The following is a 19054-nucleotide window of genomic DNA, read 5'->3' on the forward strand; positions in this document are numbered from 1 at the left end:
GTAAAGCGTCAGCAGTCCACACAACCGGCCCCGGAGGCCCGTCACCGCACCCGAAACACCACCCGCCCGCCGCAGGCGCAACGGCGAGACGCCCCGTGGCGGGACGGCCAACTACGTGCGGGGCGCCGCAAAGCGCTACGGCGACCAAGCCCCGCGGCGGGCAAGACGGGTACGTGGGAGGCGCCGCAAAGCGCAACGGTGAGCAACCCCGACGGCGGGACAGCCAGGTACGTGGGAATCAAACAGCCCGCAGCGCCGCCGCGAGGGCTTCCGCTCCTTCCTCGGCCTCGGCCACCGTCAAAGACATCGGCGGGGCGATCCGGAGCGCCGCGCCGCCCTGGCCGCCCTTGCCGATGAGGAGGCCGCGCTCGCGGGCGGCCTCCAGGACCTGGGTGGCGGCTTCCGGGGACGGGATGTCCGTGCCGGGGCGGACCAGCTCGATGCCGATCATGAGGCCCCGGCCTCGTACCTCGCGTACCACGTCGAGGCCGGCCGCGACCGCCCGTAGGCGCTCGATGAGCAGGCCGCCGACCCGTCGGGCGTTGCCCTGGAGGTCGTGTTCGAGGAGGTAGGTGAGGTTGGCCAGGCCGGCGGCCATCGTGACGGGGCTGCCGCCGAAGGTGGAGATGGAGTTGGCGGGCAGCGCGTTCATCACCTCGGCGCGGGCCACCACTCCGCCGATGGACATGCCGTTGCCGATGCCCTTGGCGAACGTGAGCAGGTCCGGCGGGCCGTTGTCCGCGTGGGCCTGCCAGCCCCAGAAGTGGTCGCCGGTGCGGCCCCAGCCGGTCTGCACCTCGTCGCTGATCCAGAGGATGCCGTGCCGGTCCAGGACCTCGCGGAAGGCGGCGTAGAGGCCGTCCGGCGGCAGGGTGAAGCCGCCGACGCCCTGGACCGGTTCGGCGATCAGCGCGGCGACGCCGCCGGCCGTCTGCTGGAGCATGTCCTCCAGGTCGGCGACGCAGGCCGCGATGTACGCCCGGTCGTCCAGGCCGGCGTACGGGCCGCGGCTGCGCACCCCGCCGTGGACGTAGAGCGTCTGGAGGGGCGAGAGGCTGGTCGGTGACCAGCTGGTGTTCCCGGTGACGCCGACGGTCGAGAAGGACCGGCCGTGGTAGCTGTTGCGCATCGCCAGGACCTGGTTGGAGCGGCGGTGGTTGGTGGCCAGCAGGAGGGCGGCGTCGTTGGCCTCGGTTCCCGAGGTGGTGAAGAAGACCCGGGCGTCGGGGATGCCGGAGAGCGCCGCGATCCGCTCCGCCAGCTCGATCATGGGCCGGGAGAGGTAGAGCGTCGAGGTGTGGATGATGCGGCCGGCCTGCTCGCTGACGGCCTTGGTGACCTCGGGCAGCGCATGGGCCGTCATGGTGGTGAGGATGCCGCCGAAGAAGTCGAGGTAGCGGTTGCCCTCGGCGTCCCAGACGTACCGGCCCTCGCCGTGGGTGAGCTCAAGGGGCCGCTCGTAGTAGAGGCTGAGCCAGGAGGGCAGCACGGACCGGTGGCGGGCGTGCAGGTCAGCCGCGTCATGGGGGTGATGGGTCACGGCTGCACCAGCCCGTCGTACGCGTCGGGGCGGCGGTCGCGGTAGAACGCCCACTGCTGGCGGACCTCGTCGATCAGGGCGAAGTCCAGGTCGCGGACGACCAGTTCCTCCTTGGAGTCGCTGGCGACCTCGCCGACGAACCGGCCGCGGGGGTCGACGAAGTAGCTGGTGCCGTAGAAGTCGTTGTCGCCGTACTCCTCGACGCCGACCCGGTTGATCGCCGCGACGAAGTACTCGTTGGCGACGGCCGCGGCGGGCTGCTCCAGCTTCCACAGGTAGGCGGACAGGCCGCGGGAGGTGGCGGAGGGGTTGTAGACCAGCTGGGCGCCGTTGAGGCCCAACTGCCGCCAGCCTTCCGGGAAGTGGCGGTCGTAGCAGATGTAGACCCCGACCTTGCCGACGGCGGTGTCGAAGACCGGCCAGCCGGCGTTGCCCGGTTTGAAGTAGTACTTCTCCCAGAAGCCCTTGACCTGGGGGATGTGGTGCTTGCGGTAGCTGCCCAGGAACGTGCCGTCGGCGTCGATGACGGCCGCGGTGTTGTAGTAGAAGCCGGACTGTTCGACCTCGAAGACCGGGACGACGATGACCATGCCGGTTTCGCGGGCGAGTTCTTGCATGCGCCGTACGGTCGGGCCGTCGGGTACCGGCTCGGCCCAGCGGTAGTGCTCCGGTTCCTGGACCTGGCAGAAGTACGGCGCGTTGAAGACTTCCTGGAAGCCGATCACCTTCGCGCCCTGCGCGGCCGCCGCCCTGGCGTGTTCCTCGTGCTTCGCGATCATCGATTCGGTGTCGCCGGTCCAGGTCGCCTGGACCAGTGCGGCACGCACAACATCGGCCATGAGCTGCTCCCTTGTCCTAAGTCAGCCTGCAGCCCACGCGGGATCTACGCGTGTGGAGGTGACCGTAGGCCCCGCCATGGGCGCTGGCAAGACCATCTCCAGCGTGGCGCGTCCGCGGCGGATCGTCGATTTCAACAGGCAATCTTGCAAGTTTGCCTGTCGATCTCTTACGGTGGAGGCATGCCGGACAAGGAACAGGAACGGCTCGCGACGGATCTGCGGGCGACTCTCTCCCAGCTGATGCGACATCTGCGGATCGCGTCGTCGGACGGCGAGTTCACCCCGTCCCAGCGCGCGGTGCTCTCCCGGATCGAGACCGACGGTCCGGCCACGATCGCGGCGCTGGCCCGCGCCGAGCTGGTCCGGCCGCAGTCGATGCGGCTGACCGTCGGAGCGCTGGAGGAGCGGGGGATCCTCGCCCGCAGCCCGCATCCGACGGACGGCCGCCAGGTGGTCTTCTCGCTCACCGAGGAGGGCCGCCGGCTGATCGACGCGGTGCGCCGGGCCAAGCACAACTGGCTCGCCGTGGCCATCGCCGACCGGCTGACCCCCGAGGAACAGCAGACCCTGACCGAGGCGACCGGGCTGATACGCCGGCTGACGCAGGAATGAGCGACTCCACCGCCGGGGAAGGGGCCGGCGCCCGCTCGGCGGCCGCGCCGGACCGCTCCGCCGGGCCCGCGCGCCCCGACGACCGGGCCTTCGGCGCCCGGCTGATGACGCCGCTGCTGCTCGGCTCGCTGCTCAACCCCGTCAATTCGACGATGATCGCCACGTCGTTGGTGGCCATCGGCCAGGACTTCCACGTCGGTGCCGCGGACACCGCCTGGCTGGTCTCCGCGCTCTATCTCTCCAGCGCGGTCGGCCAGCCCTGTATGGGGCGGCTGGCCGACCGGATCGGCCCGCGCCGGGTCTTCCTCGGCGGGACGATGGCCGTCTGCGCGGCGGGGCTCATCGGGGCGCTGGCGACCGGCTTCACCCTGCTGGTCGTCTCCCGGGCCGTGCTCGGCATCGGTACCGCGGCGGCCTATCCCGCCGCGATGGCCCTGCTGCGCGCCGAGTCCCGCCGGCTGGGCCGGCCCACGCCCCGGTACGTCCTGGGCCGGCTGTCGCTGGCCGCGCTGGGCAGTGCGGCGGTCGGGCCCACGCTCGGCGGGCTGCTGGTCGCCACGGCGGGCTGGCGCGCGGTGTTCGCGGTCAACGTCCCGCTGGCGCTGCTGGCCGGGGCGGGCGCGCTGGCCTGGCTGCCGGCGGACGGCCGGCGGGGTGGTGCACGGGGCGGTGCACGGGACGACCACGGCAATCGGAGCGCCGCCGTGGGGAGCGCCGGGCCAGGCGCCGGTTCGCTCGACCCGCTGGGCATCGGACTGTTCGCCGCCGCGCTGACCTGCGCGATGTTCTTCCTGTTGCGGCTGCAGGACCCGCAGTGGCTGCTGCTGGCGCCGACCGCAGTGCTGGGCGCCGTCCTGGTGTGGTGGCAGCTGCGCCATCCGGAGCCGTTCATCGATCTGCGGATGCTGGCCCGCAACCGCGCGCTGGTGCTGACGTATCTGCGGCAGGGCCTGACGTACCTGGTCGTCTACTGCGTGCTCTACGGCTTCAGCCAGTGGCTGGAGGAGGCGCACGGCTACTCGTCCTTCCACGCCGGGCTGGTCCTGCTGCCGATGTCCGGCGCGGCCGCGGTCTGCGCGGTCGTGGGTGCCCGGACGAAGGGCATCCGCGCGCCGCTGACCGTCGCCGCGGGCTGTCTCACCGCCGGCAGTGCGGTCTTCCTGCTGCTCCACGGGAGAAGCCCGCTGCCGGTGCTGCTGTGCGCGGGGGCGCTGTTCGGCATCCCGCAGGGTCTGGCCTCGACCGGCAATCAGGCGGCGGTCTACGCCCAGGCCCCGGCCGACGGCGTGGGCGCGGCGGCCGGGTTGCAGCGCACCGCCCAGTACCTCGGCGCGCTCACCGCCGCCGGTCTGATCGGGTTGCTCTACGGGCAGCGGGCCGCGGATCCCGGGCTGCACCGGATCGCGCTGATCGGCGTGGTCCTGGGTCTGTTGCTGATCGTTCTGACCGTCGCCGACCGGACGCTGCGCCGCGACGCCTCCCCGGCCGGCGGCTGAATCCGGCCACCGGTCACGCGCCTCACCGGCGCCACATCAACCTCATCGATGTCCTCAACCCCTCCCCACACAAGGAGCGTCATGCCCGTCACCACTCTCGACCCGAAGACCGCCCTGGTGCTGATCGACCTGCAGAAGGGGATCACCGGGCTGCCCACCGTGCCGGTGCCGGCCGCCGATGTCGTCGGGCGGGCCGCCCGGCTGGCCGCCGCGTTCCGCGCCCGGGACCTGCCGGTCGTCCTGGTGAACGTCACCGGCGGCGCGCCCGGCCGTACGGAGTTCCCCTCAGGTGGCGGCACGCCGCCGGCCGACTGGGCGGAGCTGGTGCCCGAGCTCGACCGGCAGCCCGGCGACCTCACCGTCAGCAAGCAGCGGTGGGGCGCCTTCCACGGCACCGGGCTGGACCGGGAGCTGCGCGCGGGCGGGGTGACCCAGATCGTGCTGGCCGGCATCGCCACCAGCATCGGCGTGGAGTCCACCGCCCGCGCCGCGCACGAGCACGGCTACCACGTCACCCTCGTCACCGACGCCATGGCGGACCTGGACGAGGCGGCGCACCGCAACAGTCTGGAGAAGGTCTTCCCGCGGCTGGGCGAGACCGGCACCACCGAGGCGGTCCTCACGCTCCTCGGCTGATCACCGCGCCGTCGATCCGGCCCGTGCGGTCCGGCGGCCGGTGCTCGTACCAGCGCAGTTCGGCTTCGAGCTGGGCGGCCAGCGAGATCAGGCGCGGCTCGCCGTGGGCCGGGCCGAGGAGCTGGGCGCCCAGCGGCAGGCCGTCCGCGCTGAACCCGGCCGGGACGCTCACGCCCGGCCAGCCGAGGACGTTCCACGGCCAGGCGTACGGGCAGGCCGCGATCATGGCCTGATCCGTGCGCCAGCCGCTCATCTTGGCGAGGGTGCCGATGCGTGGCGGCGGGGTGGCCGTGGTGGGTGTCAGCAGCACGTCGTAGGGGCCGAACAGGGCGCCGATGCGCTGCTGTTGGCGTCGCTCGGCGGCCCGGGCGCGGCGCAGTACGGGGCCGCTCAGCAGCCGGCCCAGCCGCGCCGACCCGCGCGTGCGGCGGTCCAGCAGGGAGCGGTCGGGGACCCGGGCGGCCCACTCCCCCACCCCGACCGTGGCCCGCGGGACGAAGGCCAGGCCCACCAGCCCGTAGTCCGGGTCGGCCTCCTCGACGAAGTGGCCGAGCCGGGCCAGGGCGCGGGCCACGTCGGTGACCGCCGCCCGGACGTCGGGATGCAGCGGCTTGCGGGTGAAGGTGGTGGCCGCCTTCCAGGACAGCGCGATCCGCAGCCGGCCCGGGTCGCGGCGGACCGCTTCGTGGGCCGCGATGGCGGGCGGGCGGTGCAGGTCGCCGGCGTGGTTGCCGGCGGCCACGTCCAGCAGCAGCGCCGCGTCCTCGACCGTGCGGGCGAGCGGGCCGATGCCGGTGATCCCCTGGAACGCCTCGGGGTCCGGCCAGGTGGAGATGCGGCCGCGCTGGGGTTTGATGCCGACGAGGTGGGACCAGGCGGCGGGGATCCGTACCGAGCCGGCGCCGTCGGTGCCGAGGGCGGCCGCCACCAGGCCGGCGGCGACCGCGGCGGCCGAGCCGCCGGAGGAACCGCCCGGGGTGTGCGCGAGGTTCCAGGGGTTGCAGGTGTTGCCGAAGGCCGGCCCCTCGGTGAACGGCCACTGCCCCAGTTCGCAGGCGTTGGTCTTGCCGACGATGACCGCGCCGGCCGCGCGCAGCCGCCGGACCACCTCCGAGTCGCGTTCCTTGGGCGGGAATTCACCGGCGCAGCCGAAGGCGGTGGGCTCGCCCGCCACGTCGGTGTCGTCCTTGACGGCGACCGGCACGCCGAGCAGCGGCAGCCGCTCGCCGGCGGCGAGTCTGCGGTCGGCCTCGGCGGCCTCCGTGAGCGCCGCCTCGGCGCGTACCCGCCGGAAGGCGTTGACGGTGCCCTGGGTGGCCTCGATGCGCTCCAGCGAGCGCCGGACCAGCGCGGTGGAGGTCACGCTGCCGTCGGCCAGCGCCCGGGACTGCTCGGCGAGTCCCTCCAGTTCCCCGGCCGCGGCCCCGGTGTGCCGGGCCGTGGCTCCGGTCGCACTGTCCTGGCTCTCGTCAACGCTCACGCTGCGTGCCCTCCCTGGGACCGCTCATTCGAACGAACGGTCCCAGGAGGCTAATCGGCGTCGCCGCGCCCATCAACGACGCCGCGCGGGACGGTACATCGACGACACACGGACGGCACACAACGGCCGCGGGACCGCGGTGACGTGATGTTCCGGACATCCGGCGGACATCGCGGGCGGCGGCGCGCGACGGGCCGGCGGCGGGGCGGCGAGGCCGTTTCCGCGGCCGTCCGGCGCCCCGCCCTCGAACGCACAGCCGGGCAGCCGCTACGCTCCCCGGCCATGGATGACACCCTGCTGCTCCTGACCGTGGCGGCCGCGGCCCTCGTCGTGGGGCTGGTGGCGGGCTGGGCCGGCCAAACGGCCGCGGCCCGCCGGAAGCTGGCCCGCGAACAGAGCTTCTTCGGGCTGCCGGGCGGTTCGGAGTGCGTACTGGTCACGCACCGCGACAGCTCCTCGCCGCACTGGTCCATCCCGCGCCATGACGCGCTGGCGCTGCTGGGGCTGGCCGCGGTGATCGAGAACTGCGGTGCGCACCCGGAGGTGGCGCCGCACGACACCGGGCTCCAGGGGTTCGGGGCGCGCACCGAGTTCTGCGTCGGCGATCCCACCGCGCACCGCCGGCTGGCGGCCCATGTGGCCAGTCTGCTGCCGGGGGTCGCGGTGCATCCGGGCGACGAGTCCGGGGCCGGCCGGGGCACCTTCACCATCGGCGGTACGGCGTACCGGGTGGAGCCGGGGGTGGTGGAGTACGTGCTGCTGGCCCGGCTGACGGCGGGTGAGGGCGGCCGTCCGGTGTTCCTGGCGGCCGGGCAGCGTCCGGTCACGCACCGGGCCGCGGTGCGCCATCTCGTCCGCAACCGGGCCCGGCTGGCGCGCCGGCACGGTGCCGACGGTCAGTTCTGCCTGCTGCTGAAGGTGGTCAACTCGCAGGCGTACGGGCCGGACGTGGTCGAGCTGGTCGCGGACGTCACCAAGGCCGCGACCGCGCCGGCGGAGCCGAAGGGGCATCGGGCGGCGGTCTGAGCAGGGTGCGGCGGTCGGCCGGAGCGCGGTGCTTTGCCGGGAATCGTCCGGCCGGTCTGCGAAGCTCGTCGGCATGATCGCACTTCTCCGTTCGCCCTTCCTGCACTGGTCGACGGTGGTGCCGGTGCTGGCGGTGGTGCTGCTCGGCCTGACGTGGGGGCGGTCGCTGCCGTCCCCGCTGGTCGGTCTGGTGTCGTACTTCCTGGCCGCGGCGGTGCTCTCCGCGGTGCACCATGCGGAGGTGATCGCGCACCGGGTGGGCGAGCCGTTCGGGTCGCTGGTGCTGGCGGTCGCGGTGACCGTCATCGAGGTGGCGCTGATCGTCACGTTGATGGTGGACGGTGGGGAGAAGAGCGCCGCGCTGGCCCGGGACACGGTCTTCGCGGCGGTGATGATCACCTGCAACGGGATCGTCGGGCTGTGCCTGCTGGTCGGTTCGCTCCGGCGCAGGGTGGCGGTCTTCAACGCCGAGGGGACCGGGGCCGCGCTGGCGACGGTCGCGACGGTGGCCGGGCTGAGCCTGGTGCTGCCGACGTTCACCACGACCACGCCGGGCCCGCGGTTCTCCACCCCGCAGCTGGTCTTCGCGGCGCTGGCCGCGCTGGTCCTCTACGGGTTGTTCGTGGCCACCCAGACGGTCCGGCACCGGGACTACTTCCTGCCGGTGACCCCGTCCGGCGAGGTGATCGACACCGAGGACCACGCCGACCCGCCGACCGCGCGGGCCGCGCTGGTCAGTCTGGGCCTGCTGGCGCTGGCGCTGATCGCGGTGGTCGGGCTGGCCAAGGGCGTCTCGCCGGCCATCGAGTCCGGGGTGGCCGCGGCCGGTCTGCCCTCGTCGGTCGTGGGCATCGTCATCGCGCTGCTGGTGCTGCTGCCGGAGACCATCGCGGCGGTCCGCGCGGCCCACCGCGACCGGGTGCAGACGAGTCTGAACCTCGGTCTCGGCTCGGCGATGGCCAGCATCGGCCTGACCATCCCCGTGGTCGCACTGGCCACGGTCTGGCTGCCGGTGCCGCTGGTCCTGGGCCTGGGCGCCAGCCACATGGTGCTGCTAGCGCTGACCGTGATCGTGGGCACCCTGACGGTCATCCCGGGCCGGGCCACCCCGCTGCAGGGCGGCGTCCACCTCACCCTGCTGGCCGCGTACATCGTGCTGGCGGTCAGCCCGTAGAACGGTCCGGGCGCCCCTGCTTCCAGGTTCCCGCGGAGCCCCTGGGCAAGCAGCCCCGCGCCCGTGGGCCCGTGGGACGAACGCCCCGCCCCGGCCGGCCGATCGGGTACGGAACCCGCCGCCCCCGGTGTCGCTCCCGCCCGCGTGGAAACCCGCGTGAGAGCACCTGGAGGATGCCATCGGACGATCACACCAATACGAGGCGGAGGTTGCTGCAGGCCGCGCTCGCGGTGGGCGCGCTCTCCGCCGGCCGTTTCTTCTTCCCGCCCGCGGACGGCACGCCGGGGGCGGCCGGGGGCCGGCCGGACCGGCGCCGGCCGCCGCCCCACGACGCCGCCCGCCGCCCCGACCCGGCGAGCACCTCGGAGGCGTACCGGCTCCGCCCCATGGCCGGCGAGACGTCGCGCTCCGGGCCGGGGGCGTCCCCGCCGCACCCGGATGTCGCCTACACGCTGGGCACCGACCGCCGGGAGGTCTTCCTGACCTTCGACGACGGCCCGCACCCCCACTACACCCCGGAGATCCTGCGGATCCTGCGCCGCAACGGCGCCCGGGCGACCTTCTTCGTCATCGGGGAGAACGCCGGCGCCTTCCCGGAGCTGCTGCAGGACATCGCCGACGACGGCCACGCCGTCGGCAACCACACCTGGACCCATCCGCAGCTCACCCAGCTGCCGCCGGGCGCGGTGCGCAGCGAACTCGGCCGCACCAGCAGGCTGATCGACGACGTCCTGGGCACCGCCCCGAGCCTGGCCCGGGCCCCGTACGGCGCGTGGGACGATCCGTCGCTGAGCATCTGCAACGAGCTGGGCATGTCGCCGGTCGGCTGGGCGATCGACTCGCGGGACTGGACGACCCCGGGGGTGGGCAGCATCGTCGACGCGGTCATGGAGGAGATGCGCCCGGGCGCGATCGTGCTCTCGCACGACGGCGGCGGCGAGCGCGGCCAGACCGTCGATGCACTGGACCGGTATCTGCCGCGTCTGATGGACGACGGCTACCGGCCGGCCCGCATCGAACCGTGAGCCGCGCGGACGCAGGCGCGGACCGCAGCCGGTGGGGGCGGCGAGCAGCGGCCGGCATCGACCTCGTCACCGAACAATCACAAACGGGTACCAAGGGGTGAGAACGGTCACTCCCCAGCGCATTGCTCACCCCTATGGTTTATCGTTCAATTGGAAGCGGCGCCGAGCGCCCTCCCCCAAGCTGCCCCGGCCGAATTCCCCCGTTCGGCCGGGGCTTCCCCTTTCCCGGGCTTCCCGGGGTCTTGTGCCTCCCGGGGTCCTGAGCTTCCCGGGCTCACCTCAGGTGCGAGGCGCCGTTCACGTCCAGTACGGCCCCCGAGGACCAGACCGCCTCCGGTGAGGCGAGGTAGTGGACGGCCGACGCCACGTCCAGCGGCGCGGCCACCCGTCCGAACGGGCTCTGCTGCCGCACCTCCTCCGTCAGCCGGTCCGCGACCCGCTCGGTGGTCACGAACCCCGGCGCCACCGACGCCACCGCGATCCCGTACGGCGCGAGGTGCACCGCCAGCGACTGGCCCATCGCATGCAGCGCCGCCTTCGTCGCGCCGTACGCCGGATGGTCCGGCTCGCCGCGGTACGCGCCGCGCGAACCGATGTTGACGATCCGGCCCTCCACCTCGCGCTCGATCATGTTCCGCGCCGCGCAGTAGCTCAGATGCGCCGCGCCGAGCAGATTGACGTCCACGATCCGCCGCCAGGCCCGCTGCCAGTCCTCGAACGAGGTGCGGTCCAGCGGATGCGCCTCGTTCGCCGCGGCGTTGTTGACCAGGACGTCGACGCCGCCCAGCCCCTCCACGGCGGCCACGACCACCGCCTCGGCCCCCTCCGGCGTGCTCACGTCCCCGTGCACCAGCACATGCCCGCTCCCCGCGAGCCCGGCGAAGGCCTCCTCGGCCGCCTCCCGCCGGGACGCGTAATGCAGCGCGACCCGGTCCCCGCCCGCGGCGAACCGCTCGGCAACCGCCCGCCCGATCCCCCGCGAGGCCCCCGTGACCAGCACTCCCCGGCTCATCGACACCCCTCCGTCGCTTCCGTCGCCCGCTCGGCCCGCGCCTCTCGGCCTACCGCAAACGATCTTAGGGAACGACGCGGATGCCGGCAGTGGCCAGGGTCGTCCCCGCCTCGGGGCAGCACCCGCGCCCCGGGACACCCATACAGTCACCCCATGCCGTTCGATCACAACGACCACTACCACCGCCTGCTGCTCCGGCAGCTGCCCCCGCACTGCCGTACGGCCCTCGACGTGGGGTGCGGCACCGGGCGGTTCGCGCGGCGGCTGGCCGCGCGGGGCATCGACGTCCATGCGGTCGACCCGTCGGCCGAGACGCTCGCCCGGGCCCGCGCCGCGACCACGCGAACGCCCGGCGGACCGCCGGTGCGCTACCAGCAGGCGGACGCCGCCCGGCTCCAACTCCCGCCCGGCCACTACGACTTCATCTCCTGCCTCGCCAGCCTGCACCACATGCCCTTCGAGACGGTGAGCACCCTGCGGGCGGCGCTCGCGCCCGGCGGTGTGCTGGCCGTCCTCGGCTGCTATCCGGAGCGGTCGCCGGCCGACTACGCCTGGAGCCTGGCCGCCGCTCCGGTCAACGCCGCCGCCCGGCTCGCCGTGGGCGCGGCGGAGGCGCTCCGGCCGTCCGGTGCCGCGGATCCGGTACGGGCGCCGACCGCCCCACCGACCGTGCCGCTCCCCCGCATCCGTCAGCAGGCCGCGGAGCTGCTCCCCGGGGCCCGCATCCGACGGCTGCTCTTCTGGCGCTATCTGCTGGTCTTCCGCCGGCCCGACAGCTGATCCGACCGGCGGCCGCCGGGCCCCGCTCAGCCCGCCCGGCGTCGATCTGCGAACCCCCGCCCGGCGGCCGATGATCGAACCATGGCCCCCACCACCGGGCGCGGCCCGGCCCCGTACCCCGTGATCGAGCCGATGCTGGCCTCGGTCGGGCCGCTGCCCGCCCCGCACGAGGAGGCGGCCTGGGCGTTCGAGGCCAAATGGGACGGCGCGCGGTGCATCATCAACACCCCGGGCGACGGCACGATCCGACTGGTCACCCGGGCGGGCAACGACGCCACGACGACCTACCCGGAGCTGGCGCCGCTCGGGGAGCAGCTGCGGGGCCGGATTGCGGTGCTCGACGGTGAGGTCGTGGTCCTCGATGCGCGCGGCCGGCCGGACTTCGGGCTGCTGCAGCGCCGGATGGGCGTGATCAATCCGCGCCGCACCGCCCGGCTGGCCATGGAGCACCCGGTCCACCTGGTCCTCTTCGACCTCATGTATCTGGAGGGGTCGCTGCTGGGCGCGCCGTACTTCGAGCGCCGCACCGCACTGGCCGGGCTGGGACTGCGCGGCCCCAACTGGTCGGTGCCCGGCTTCGTGGAGGGCCACGGTCAGCAGGCCTGGGAGGCCTCGCTGCAGGGCGGCCTCGAAGGCGTGGTGGCCAAGCGACTCACCTCGGCATACCTGCCCGGGGTCCGGTCACCCGAGTGGCGCAAGACCAAGCATCTGGAGACCCTCGACGTGGTCATCGGCGGCTGGCTGGAGGGCCACGGCACGCTGGCCGGACTGCCCGGGTCGGTACTCGCGGGGGTGGCGGAACCGTCCGGACTGCGGTACGTCGGTTCGGTCGGCTCGGGGCTGTCCGACCGGGAGCGCCACGAACTGGCGCGGTACCTGGGGGTGATCCCGCTCGACCGCTCCCCGTTCGTTAACCCGGTGGACGCGTCGGGCGCCCACTGGGCCGAGCCCCGGCTCGTCGCCGAGATCGCCTTCAGCGGCTGGACCTCGGCCGGCCGGCTACGCCACCCGATCTGGCACCGACTGCGGCCGGACTTGACGCACTTGGGGTGAGGTGGGGCAGAGGGCGTGGAGCGATGGAGGGGGGAGGTGGGGGTGGGAAGAGTAAGGGGCAGGGACGGCTGCCCCATGGTGCCGTTACGGGCGGCAAACGGAGCCCGCGTGGCGGAAGGAACTTGTCAGGGGTGGAAGGAAATCGTCACGGTGGAAGGAGCTCGTCACGGGTGGCAGGAGCTCGTCGCGGGTGGCAGGAACTCGTCACGGGTGGCAGAAGGTCGCCTCGGTGATCGAGCCGCCGGCGTTCTCGTCGTCCGAGCCGAGGACGCCCATGTGGGACTTCGGCAGACAGGCCAGCGCCTCAATCTTGTGCCCGGAGAAGGTGGCGAGCCGCTTCGGTGCGTCGGACACCTTCAGCCGGACGGCGCCGTGCTTGCCTACGGAGAGGTGCCCGGCGGCGTAGAGCGCGGAGTCGAACGGCCCGTCATCACCCGGGTCCGAGGTGGACGACACGGTGAGCGCACCATCGGCGGAGAGCTTCACATCGGAGATCTGCCGGACGTCCTTCTTCGGATACGGTGCCTGGAATTTCGCGGAATCCCGGGAGCCGAATGCATTGGTGGCCGGGTTCCATTCCGCCGCGGTGAGCTTTCCGGGGCGATCACTACTTCCCCGGTCCGCCCAGACCGCGGCTATTTTCCCGTGTCCGACGGCGGCCAGCGCGAATCCTTCGTAGTTCCCGTCCGGCGAAACACCGGGCAGCCGGAACGTGCGCAGTACCCGGACGGTGGTGTTCTCGCGGCGGATGCGGTACGCCGTTCCGTCGCTCGCCAGGGCCACGTACTCATGGGCCCGGCCCGGTACGGCATCGATCGCCTCCAGGTCGACGGGCAGGGCGCCGCGCCAGGTCACGGGGGTCACCCGGGGTGCGGCGCCGGGGCGGTAGGCGACCGCTACCAGACGGTTCTCACCGGGCTTCTTGTTGTCGCGGACGGCGAGGGTGTCGACCGTGTCGCCGTGCCGGCCGTCGACCACGATGCCGCTGAGACCGGCCGTGATGCCGTCCCCGACGCGCTGCCAGCCCTGCGCCGCGCCGGCGGTCGCGGACGGTGCCAGGAATGCGGCACCCACCAGGGCGACGCTGAACGCTTTCTTGATCATCGGGCGATGGTAGGCAGTGCTCCGGCGTGCTGAACAGGTCCCGTAGGACACCTCTCTTACATTCCATCCCGCATTCCGGAGGAATTCCACCGCAAGACACCCGAGCTGCCATAAGACGCACGATCTGTCTGCCGTAGGGGGCGCGGCCTGCTATAAGGCACACGTCCTGCCGTTAGCCGCCCGCCCTGCTGTGAGGCGCATGTCCCGCCGTTAGCCGCCCGACCTGCCGTAAGTCACGCGGCTCTCCGTAAAGCGCATGGCATGCCATAAGGCCCACGGCCAGGGTCCTCGCCATGAGGTCCGGGGCCGGAGGGCACACGATGGAGAACACGAGGGGCACGCAATCGCCTGGGGGTCCGCGCCACCGCAGACGGAAGGAGCCGACGATGCCCGGCAACGGCAAGGGAAGTGACCACGCGAGCAGCAACGGCAACAGCAACGGAAGCGGGAACGGCAAGGGCAACAGCAACGGAAGTGGGAACGGTACTGGCACCGGCACCGGCACCGGCACCGGCACCGGCACCGGCAAGAGTGACGGCAATGCCGCGTACGGCAGCAAGCCCTTCAAGCGTTCCAAGAGCCACTTCGCCGACCGCGTCACGGCGGACGGCCGCGACGGGTGGCCGGTCGAGGCCGGTCGCTACCGCCTGGTGGTCAGCCGCGCCTGCCCGTGGGCGAGCCGCGCCGTGGTCTCCCGTCGGCTGCTCGGGCTGGAGGACGCGCTCTCGCTCGCCATCGCCGACCCCATCCAGGACGACCGCAGCTGGCGCTTCACCCTGGACCCGGACGGCCGCGACCCCGTGCTGGGCATCCGCTACCTCAGCGAGGCGTACGACGCCCGCGAGAAGGACTACCCCGGCGGGGTCAGCGTGCCCGCCGTCGTGGACATCCCGAGCGGCCGGCTGGTCACCAACGACTTCCAGCAGATCACCCTGGACTTCGCCACGGAATGGACGGCGCTCCACCGGCCCGGCGCGCCCGACCTGTATCCGGAACCGTTGCGCGAGGAGATCGACGTGGTCATGGCGGGCGTCTACCGCGACGTCAACAACGGGGTGTACCGGGCCGGATTCGCCACCGGGCAGAGCGAGTACGAGTCCGCCTTCCACGATCTCTTCCGGCGCCTGGACCTGCTGTCCGAGCGGCTTTCGGACCGCCGCTACCTCGTGGGCGACACGATCACCGAGGCCGACATCCGGCTGTTCACCACACTGGTCCGCTTCGATGCCGTCTACCACGGCCACTTCAAGTGCAACGGGTTCAAGCTGGCCGAGGACCCGGTGCTGTGGGCGTACGCCAAGGACCTCTTCCAGACCCCGGGCTTCGGCGACACCGTCGACTTCCACCACATCAAGCAGCACTACTACCGGGTCCACACGGGCATCAACCCGGCCGGCCTGGTCCCCGTCGGGCCCGACCTGTCCGGCTGGCTGACCCCGCACCACCGCGAGGAGTTGGGCGGCCGGCCGTTCGGCGACGGCACGCCGCCGGGCCCGGTGCCACCGGCCGAGGAAGTGCCGCCCACCGGCCGCCCCGAGCCACTGCACTGACCACGTGGTCTGCCGCCCGGCCCGACCGTCGCGCGCCCCCGCCCCGGCCGCCGCGCCGTGCCGCGCAGTGCCGTGAGACGCTGAAACAAACAGGACCCGAACCAAGATTCAGTGACAGGCGGGGCGGACGAGGCAGACAAGGCAGAAGAGGACGGACAGGTCCAAGCGGACCGCCAGGGTCAAACAGCGACATCGATCAGAGACATCAGGCAGAGAGCAGAGATACCCACCCAGGCAGAGATGCTCAGGCAGAGCTGCTCAAGCAGAGACACAGGGACAGACGGGACTCCACAGTCAGCCGAGGAGTGAGTCCGATGAGGATGGTCCTGAAGGCCCGGATACCGACCGACGCGGGCAACGCGGTACTCAGGAACGGCACCCTGTTGAAGATCATGGATGCGGCGCACGCCGCCCTGCAGCCGGAGGCGGCGTACTTCACCCTCGAAGACGGCGAGCGCACCTGCTTCTTCTATTTCGACATGCAGCAGTCCTCCCAGATGCCGCCGGTGCTCGAATCGTTCTTCATGGACCTGAACGCGAAGGTCTCGCTCCAGCCGGTGATGAACGCCGACGATCTCCGCACGGGCCTCGGGGACATGATGAGCGGTACGTGAGCAGAGGGGCGATGAACGACACCTGAGCGGAAGGGTCGGCGACACCTGAGCTGAGGGGGCAGGCGACACCTGAGGTAGCGGGGCGGGCGACACCTGAGCTGACGGTGCGGGGCGGCACTTGCGCCGAGGGGTCGGGGTGGCACCTGCCCCGAGAGGTCGGGCGTCACCCGGCGACCGTTCCGACCGCAGCAGCTACCCCACCCGCCCTGGCTGGCCCGGCTCGCCCTGCTGGCCCTGCTGGCCCTGCTGGCCCTGCTGGCCCTGCTGGCCCTGCTGGCCCTGCTGGCCCTGCTGGCATGTTCGCCCCGGCTGTCCCACCGCCGGGCCGTCCCACCGCCGGGCCGTCCCCCTCCCGCCTCTCCCACCCCTCCCGCCTCTCCCACCCCTCCTGACCGTCCCGGCCGCCCCGACCGCCCGCTCACTCCCACTCCGCCGGACCGCTGTCCTCCGGTACGCCCCGGGCCAACCCCGCCAAGACGTCGAGCGCCTCGGCCAGGGCGTCGAGCGACGGCGAGGCGAGCGCCAGGCGTACGGCGTTGGGGGCGTGCCCCGTGCCGACGGCGAACGCTCCGGCCGGGGTGACGGCGATCCCGCGACGCGCGGCAGCCGCGACGAAGGTGTCGGCCCGCCATGGCTCCGGCAGGTCCCACCAGCAGTGGTACGCCTGCGGATCCGCCCGGATGCGGAAGCCTTCCAGCCGCTCGGCGACGATCCCCTGACGCTCGGCCGCATCGGCGCGCTTTGCCTCCTCCAGAGCCGCCGCCGTGCCGTCAACCATCCAGCCGGTGGCTGCCTCCAGCGCAAAGCGGGACGCGGACCAGGCCCCCGAGCGGAGGGCGGCCGCGAGTTCGCGGGTGAGGCCCTCGGGCGCCGTGAGGAAACCGAGGGACAGGCCGGGCGCCAGCCGCTTGGACAGGCTGTCGATCACCACGATGCGCTCGGGCGCCAGGGCGGCCAGCGGCGGAAGGTCGGGGCGCAGAAACCCGTAGATCGCATCCTCAACGATCCGCAGATCCAACTCCCGGGCAACTTCGACCAGTTCGCGTCGCCGTAGGTCGGGCATCGTGATGCCGAGCGGGTTGTGCAGCGCCGGCTGGAGGTAGACGGCGCGCAGCGGGGCGGCGTCCCGGACCGCTTCGGGTGTCAGACCGTGCTCGTCCATGGCGAGCGGGACGAGGGTGACGCCCAGCCGGGCCGCGATGCCCTTGACCACGGGATACGTGAGCGCTTCGACGCCCAGCCGTTCGCCGGCCGGCACCAGCGCGGCGATCGCGGCGGCCACCGCCTGCCGCCCGTTGCCTGCGAAGAGCAACTGGCCGGGATCCGGGGCCCAGTCGGCCCGAACGAGATGAGCGGCGGCGGCCTGCCGCGCCGCGTCCGTACCGGCCGGGCCCACCGGGCGGAGCGCGGCGGCCAGGGCGTCGGGGCGCACCAGGCGTTCGAGGCTCTTGGCGAGCAGCGCGGGATGCTCGGGCAGGACGGGGAAGTTGAGCTCCAGGTCGATCCGGGCCTCCGCCGGCTCGGCCAGGGCGGCTTCGGCGCGCGGTGCGGCGCTACGGACGTAGGTGCCGCGGCCGACCTCCCCCACGGTCAGGCCGCGCCGGCCCAGTTCGCGGTACACCCGGGCCGCGGTGGAACTGGCGATCCGCCGATCCCGGGCGAACCGCCGCAACGGCGGCAACCGTTCCCCCGGCCGCAGCCGCCCCGCCGCAATGTCCGCCGCCAATCCATCGGCCAGCACTCGATAGTCGTCCATCCTCACCTTTCCCCGCTCCCGGTCTTCCCGTCTTCCGTTCCCCCTGGCCCCGGGGTTCGGTGCCACTTCCCGGCCCCCGGCGCGCCCCTCCCACCCTCGCCTCGCCACCAACCCCGCCCTGCCAGGACAACATCGCAACATCGACACATCGACACATCGCAGACCACACAGCACGGTCCGGCACGGCCCACACAGCACGGCACACCCAGCAGGCACACCCAGCAGGCACACCCAGCAGGCACACCCAGCAGGCACACCCAGCAGGCACACCCAGCAGGCACACCCAGCCTACATTGCACCGAGCACATTTTTCCTATTGCGCCGAGAAATTGCGCCTCATAGCATCGAGCGCGTCACATTGAACACGGAGGGGATGTTCCACCATGGGATCGGTCGTCATAGGCGAAATCACCGTCGGCTACGAGGATGCGGGCGGCTACGAGGATGCGGGCGCTCGGGACGAGGGCCACCGGAACGAGAGCGGCAGCGAGCCGCTGGTGCTCATCCACGGGCACCCCTTCGACCGCTCCATGTGGCGTCCGCAGATCGCCCACTTCAGCCGGGCCGGCCGACGGGTGATCGCCCCTGACCTGCGGGGCTACGGCGAGAGTTCGGTCGTTCCGGGCATTACCCCGCTGGACACCTTCGCCCGCGACATCGCCGGACTGCTCGACCACCTGGGCATCGAGCGCTGCGTACTGGGTGGGCTTTCCATGGGCGGCCAGATCGTCATGGAGTGCTACCGCCTCTTCCCCGAGCGGATTCGCGGTGTGGTGCTCGCCGACACCTTCGCGGCGCCCGAGACCGACGAGGGCAAGGCAGGCCGCCGGGCGATGGCCGAGCGCCTGCTGCGCGAGGGGATGGCCGGCTACGCGCAGGAGGTGCTCGACAAGATGATTGCACCGAGCACCATCGAATCCCGGCCGGAGGTCGCCGCACACGTCCTGGGCATGATGACCGGCACCCCGCCCGAGGGCGCGGCGGCCGCCCTGCGCGGCCGCGCCGAGCGCCCCGACTACCGGGAACTGCTCACGCGGATGTCCGTACCAGCATTGGTGGTCGTCGGCACGGAGGACGCCTACACACCCGTGAGCGACGCCCGCGACCTGCACCAGCGCATCCCGGACAGCACCTTGGCAATCATCCCCGAGGCAGCCCATATGCCGAACCTGGAACGGGAGGACGACTTCAACGCCGCCCTCTCCGCCTTCCTGACCACCCTTCCCACCCCCACCAGCAGCTAGGACGTCCACCCCTCCGCCCCTTCCGCATCTCCGCGCATCCCGCACTTGCGGCTTGCGGCAGTGTGCGTCGTAGATGCCGCGGTCGGGGGGAGCGGGCCCGTGCACCTTAGGAC

General features: G+C 72.6%; 17 protein-coding genes. 11 read left to right on the plus strand and 6 right to left on the minus strand.

The window, feature by feature from the left end:
- Nucleotides 1–238 precede the first annotated feature (238 nt).
- Both AB0E02_RS30530 and AB0E02_RS30535 read right to left on the minus strand, forming a co-directional pair.
- The gene (locus AB0E02_RS30530; RefSeq protein ID WP_362145102.1) at nt 239–1540 is read right to left on the minus strand and encodes an aspartate aminotransferase family protein; all 1302 of its coding nucleotides are present in this window, start codon (nt 1538–1540) and stop codon (nt 239–241) included.
- Nucleotides 1537–2379, minus strand: coding sequence for a nitrilase-related carbon-nitrogen hydrolase (locus AB0E02_RS30535; RefSeq protein ID WP_362145105.1), 843 nt, complete (start codon nt 2377–2379; stop codon nt 1537–1539). The genes AB0E02_RS30530 and AB0E02_RS30535 overlap by 4 nt, the downstream gene beginning before the upstream one ends.
- A gap of 180 nt (nt 2380–2559) precedes the next feature.
- On the opposite strand from AB0E02_RS30535, the gene AB0E02_RS30540 reads away from it, so the two are divergent.
- The 3 genes from AB0E02_RS30540 (at nt 2560) to AB0E02_RS30550 (ending at nt 5123) form a co-directional block, all read left to right on the plus strand.
- A complete protein-coding gene (locus tag AB0E02_RS30540; protein WP_362145108.1) occupies nt 2560–2991 on the plus strand; it encodes a MarR family transcriptional regulator in 432 nt (143 codons plus the stop codon).
- The gene (locus AB0E02_RS30545; RefSeq protein WP_362145110.1) at nt 2988–4487 is read left to right on the plus strand and encodes an MFS transporter; all 1500 of its coding nucleotides are present in this window, start codon (nt 2988–2990) and stop codon (nt 4485–4487) included. The genes AB0E02_RS30540 and AB0E02_RS30545 overlap by 4 nt, the downstream gene beginning before the upstream one ends.
- 81 nt (nt 4488–4568) lie before the next feature.
- Nucleotides 4569–5123: an isochorismatase family protein gene (locus tag AB0E02_RS30550; RefSeq protein WP_362145113.1), complete on the plus strand. Its 555-nt coding sequence runs from the start codon at nt 4569–4571 to the stop codon at nt 5121–5123.
- Here AB0E02_RS30550 and AB0E02_RS30555 read toward each other — a convergent pair.
- A complete protein-coding gene (locus tag AB0E02_RS30555; protein ID WP_362145116.1) occupies nt 5107–6603 on the minus strand; it encodes an amidase in 1497 nt (498 codons plus the stop codon). The two genes, AB0E02_RS30550 and AB0E02_RS30555, sit on opposite strands and share 17 nt — an antisense overlap.
- Nucleotides 6604–6885: 282 nt before the next feature.
- Here AB0E02_RS30555 and AB0E02_RS30560 point away from each other — a divergent pair, with 282 nt between their 5' ends.
- The 3 genes from AB0E02_RS30560 to AB0E02_RS30570 all read left to right on the plus strand — a co-directional run bounded on the left by AB0E02_RS30560 (nt 6886) and on the right by AB0E02_RS30570 (nt 9828).
- On the plus strand, nt 6886–7629 hold the full coding sequence (locus AB0E02_RS30560) for a hypothetical protein (RefSeq protein WP_201805055.1): 744 nt from the start codon (nt 6886–6888) through the stop codon (nt 7627–7629).
- A 73-nt stretch (nt 7630–7702) separates the two neighbouring features.
- Nucleotides 7703–8803, plus strand: a complete 1101-nt coding sequence (locus tag AB0E02_RS30565) for an ionic transporter y4hA (RefSeq protein ID WP_362145119.1) — start codon at nt 7703–7705, stop codon at nt 8801–8803.
- A 209-nt stretch (nt 8804–9012) separates the two neighbouring features.
- Complete coding sequence (locus AB0E02_RS30570; RefSeq protein WP_362145122.1) at nt 9013–9828, plus strand: polysaccharide deacetylase family protein; 816 nt, start codon at nt 9013–9015, stop codon at nt 9826–9828.
- A gap of 274 nt (nt 9829–10102) precedes the next feature.
- On the opposite strand, the gene AB0E02_RS30575 is transcribed toward AB0E02_RS30570, so the two are convergent.
- On the minus strand, nt 10103–10840 hold the full coding sequence (locus AB0E02_RS30575; RefSeq protein ID WP_362145125.1) for an SDR family oxidoreductase: 738 nt from the start codon (nt 10838–10840) through the stop codon (nt 10103–10105).
- Between the two features lie 153 nt (nt 10841–10993).
- Between AB0E02_RS30575 and AB0E02_RS30580 the strand changes: the two genes are divergently transcribed.
- Nucleotides 10994–11620, plus strand: coding sequence for a class I SAM-dependent methyltransferase (locus AB0E02_RS30580; protein WP_362145128.1), 627 nt, complete (start codon nt 10994–10996; stop codon nt 11618–11620).
- A gap of 81 nt (nt 11621–11701) precedes the next feature.
- On the plus strand, nt 11702–12673 hold the full coding sequence (ligD, locus tag AB0E02_RS30585) for a non-homologous end-joining DNA ligase (protein WP_362145132.1): 972 nt from the start codon (nt 11702–11704) through the stop codon (nt 12671–12673).
- A 204-nt stretch (nt 12674–12877) separates the two neighbouring features.
- Here the strand turns inward: ligD and AB0E02_RS30590 are convergent, their stop codons facing one another.
- Nucleotides 12878–13777: a hypothetical protein gene (locus AB0E02_RS30590; protein WP_362145135.1), complete on the minus strand. Its 900-nt coding sequence runs from the start codon at nt 13775–13777 to the stop codon at nt 12878–12880.
- Nucleotides 13778–14163: 386 nt separating this feature from the next.
- Between AB0E02_RS30590 and AB0E02_RS30595 the strand changes: the two genes are divergently transcribed.
- Nucleotides 14164–15327 (plus strand): glutathione S-transferase C-terminal domain-containing protein, encoded by a 1164-nt coding sequence (locus tag AB0E02_RS30595; RefSeq protein WP_362145138.1) that lies wholly within the window; start codon nt 14164–14166, stop codon nt 15325–15327.
- Nucleotides 15328–15641: 314 nt separating this feature from the next.
- Nucleotides 15642–15941, plus strand: a complete 300-nt coding sequence (locus AB0E02_RS30600; RefSeq protein ID WP_362145141.1) for a hypothetical protein — start codon at nt 15642–15644, stop codon at nt 15939–15941.
- A 418-nt stretch (nt 15942–16359) separates the two neighbouring features.
- Here AB0E02_RS30600 and AB0E02_RS30605 read toward each other — a convergent pair whose 3' ends face one another.
- Nucleotides 16360–17697: a PLP-dependent aminotransferase family protein gene (locus tag AB0E02_RS30605; RefSeq protein ID WP_362145144.1), complete on the minus strand. Its 1338-nt coding sequence runs from the start codon at nt 17695–17697 to the stop codon at nt 16360–16362.
- Between the two features lie 383 nt (nt 17698–18080).
- Here AB0E02_RS30605 and AB0E02_RS30610 point away from each other — a divergent pair, with 383 nt between their 5' ends.
- Nucleotides 18081–18941 (plus strand): alpha/beta fold hydrolase, encoded by an 861-nt coding sequence (locus tag AB0E02_RS30610; RefSeq protein ID WP_362145147.1) that lies wholly within the window; start codon nt 18081–18083, stop codon nt 18939–18941.
- The last annotated feature ends 113 nt before the right edge of the window (nt 18942–19054 follow it).

Source organism: Streptomyces sp. NPDC048196 (assembly GCF_040652715.1).
In the GTDB taxonomy this organism is placed as follows: Bacteria; Actinomycetota; Actinomycetes; order Streptomycetales; family Streptomycetaceae; genus Streptomyces; species Streptomyces siderophoricus.

Excerpts from the sequence above, each read along its gene's own strand:
- AB0E02_RS30580 (WP_362145128.1), top strand. The coding sequence starts at position 10,994 with ATGCCGTTCGATCACAACGACCACTACCACCGCCTGCTGCTCCGGCAG.
- AB0E02_RS30540 (WP_362145108.1), top strand. The coding sequence starts at position 2,560 with ATGCCGGACAAGGAACAGGAACGGCTCGCGACGGATCTGCGGGCGACT.
- AB0E02_RS30550 (WP_362145113.1), top strand. The coding sequence starts at position 4,569 with ATGCCCGTCACCACTCTCGACCCGAAGACCGCCCTGGTGCTGATCGAC.
- ligD (WP_362145132.1), top strand. The coding sequence starts at position 11,702 with ATGGCCCCCACCACCGGGCGCGGCCCGGCCCCGTACCCCGTGATCGAG.
- AB0E02_RS30605 (WP_362145144.1), bottom strand. The coding sequence starts at position 17,697 with ATGGACGACTATCGAGTGCTGGCCGATGGATTGGCGGCGGACATTGCG.
- AB0E02_RS30575 (WP_362145125.1), bottom strand. The coding sequence starts at position 10,840 with ATGAGCCGGGGAGTGCTGGTCACGGGGGCCTCGCGGGGGATCGGGCGG.
- AB0E02_RS30545 (WP_362145110.1), top strand. The coding sequence starts at position 2,988 with ATGAGCGACTCCACCGCCGGGGAAGGGGCCGGCGCCCGCTCGGCGGCC.
- AB0E02_RS30565 (WP_362145119.1), top strand. The coding sequence starts at position 7,703 with ATGATCGCACTTCTCCGTTCGCCCTTCCTGCACTGGTCGACGGTGGTG.
- AB0E02_RS30595 (WP_362145138.1), top strand. The coding sequence starts at position 14,164 with ATGCCCGGCAACGGCAAGGGAAGTGACCACGCGAGCAGCAACGGCAAC.
- AB0E02_RS30610 (WP_362145147.1), top strand. The coding sequence starts at position 18,081 with ATGGGATCGGTCGTCATAGGCGAAATCACCGTCGGCTACGAGGATGCG.
- AB0E02_RS30535 (WP_362145105.1), bottom strand. The coding sequence starts at position 2,379 with ATGGCCGATGTTGTGCGTGCCGCACTGGTCCAGGCGACCTGGACCGGC.
- AB0E02_RS30600 (WP_362145141.1), top strand. The coding sequence starts at position 15,642 with ATGAGGATGGTCCTGAAGGCCCGGATACCGACCGACGCGGGCAACGCG.
- AB0E02_RS30560 (WP_201805055.1), top strand. The coding sequence starts at position 6,886 with ATGGATGACACCCTGCTGCTCCTGACCGTGGCGGCCGCGGCCCTCGTC.
- AB0E02_RS30590 (WP_362145135.1), bottom strand. The coding sequence starts at position 13,777 with ATGATCAAGAAAGCGTTCAGCGTCGCCCTGGTGGGTGCCGCATTCCTG.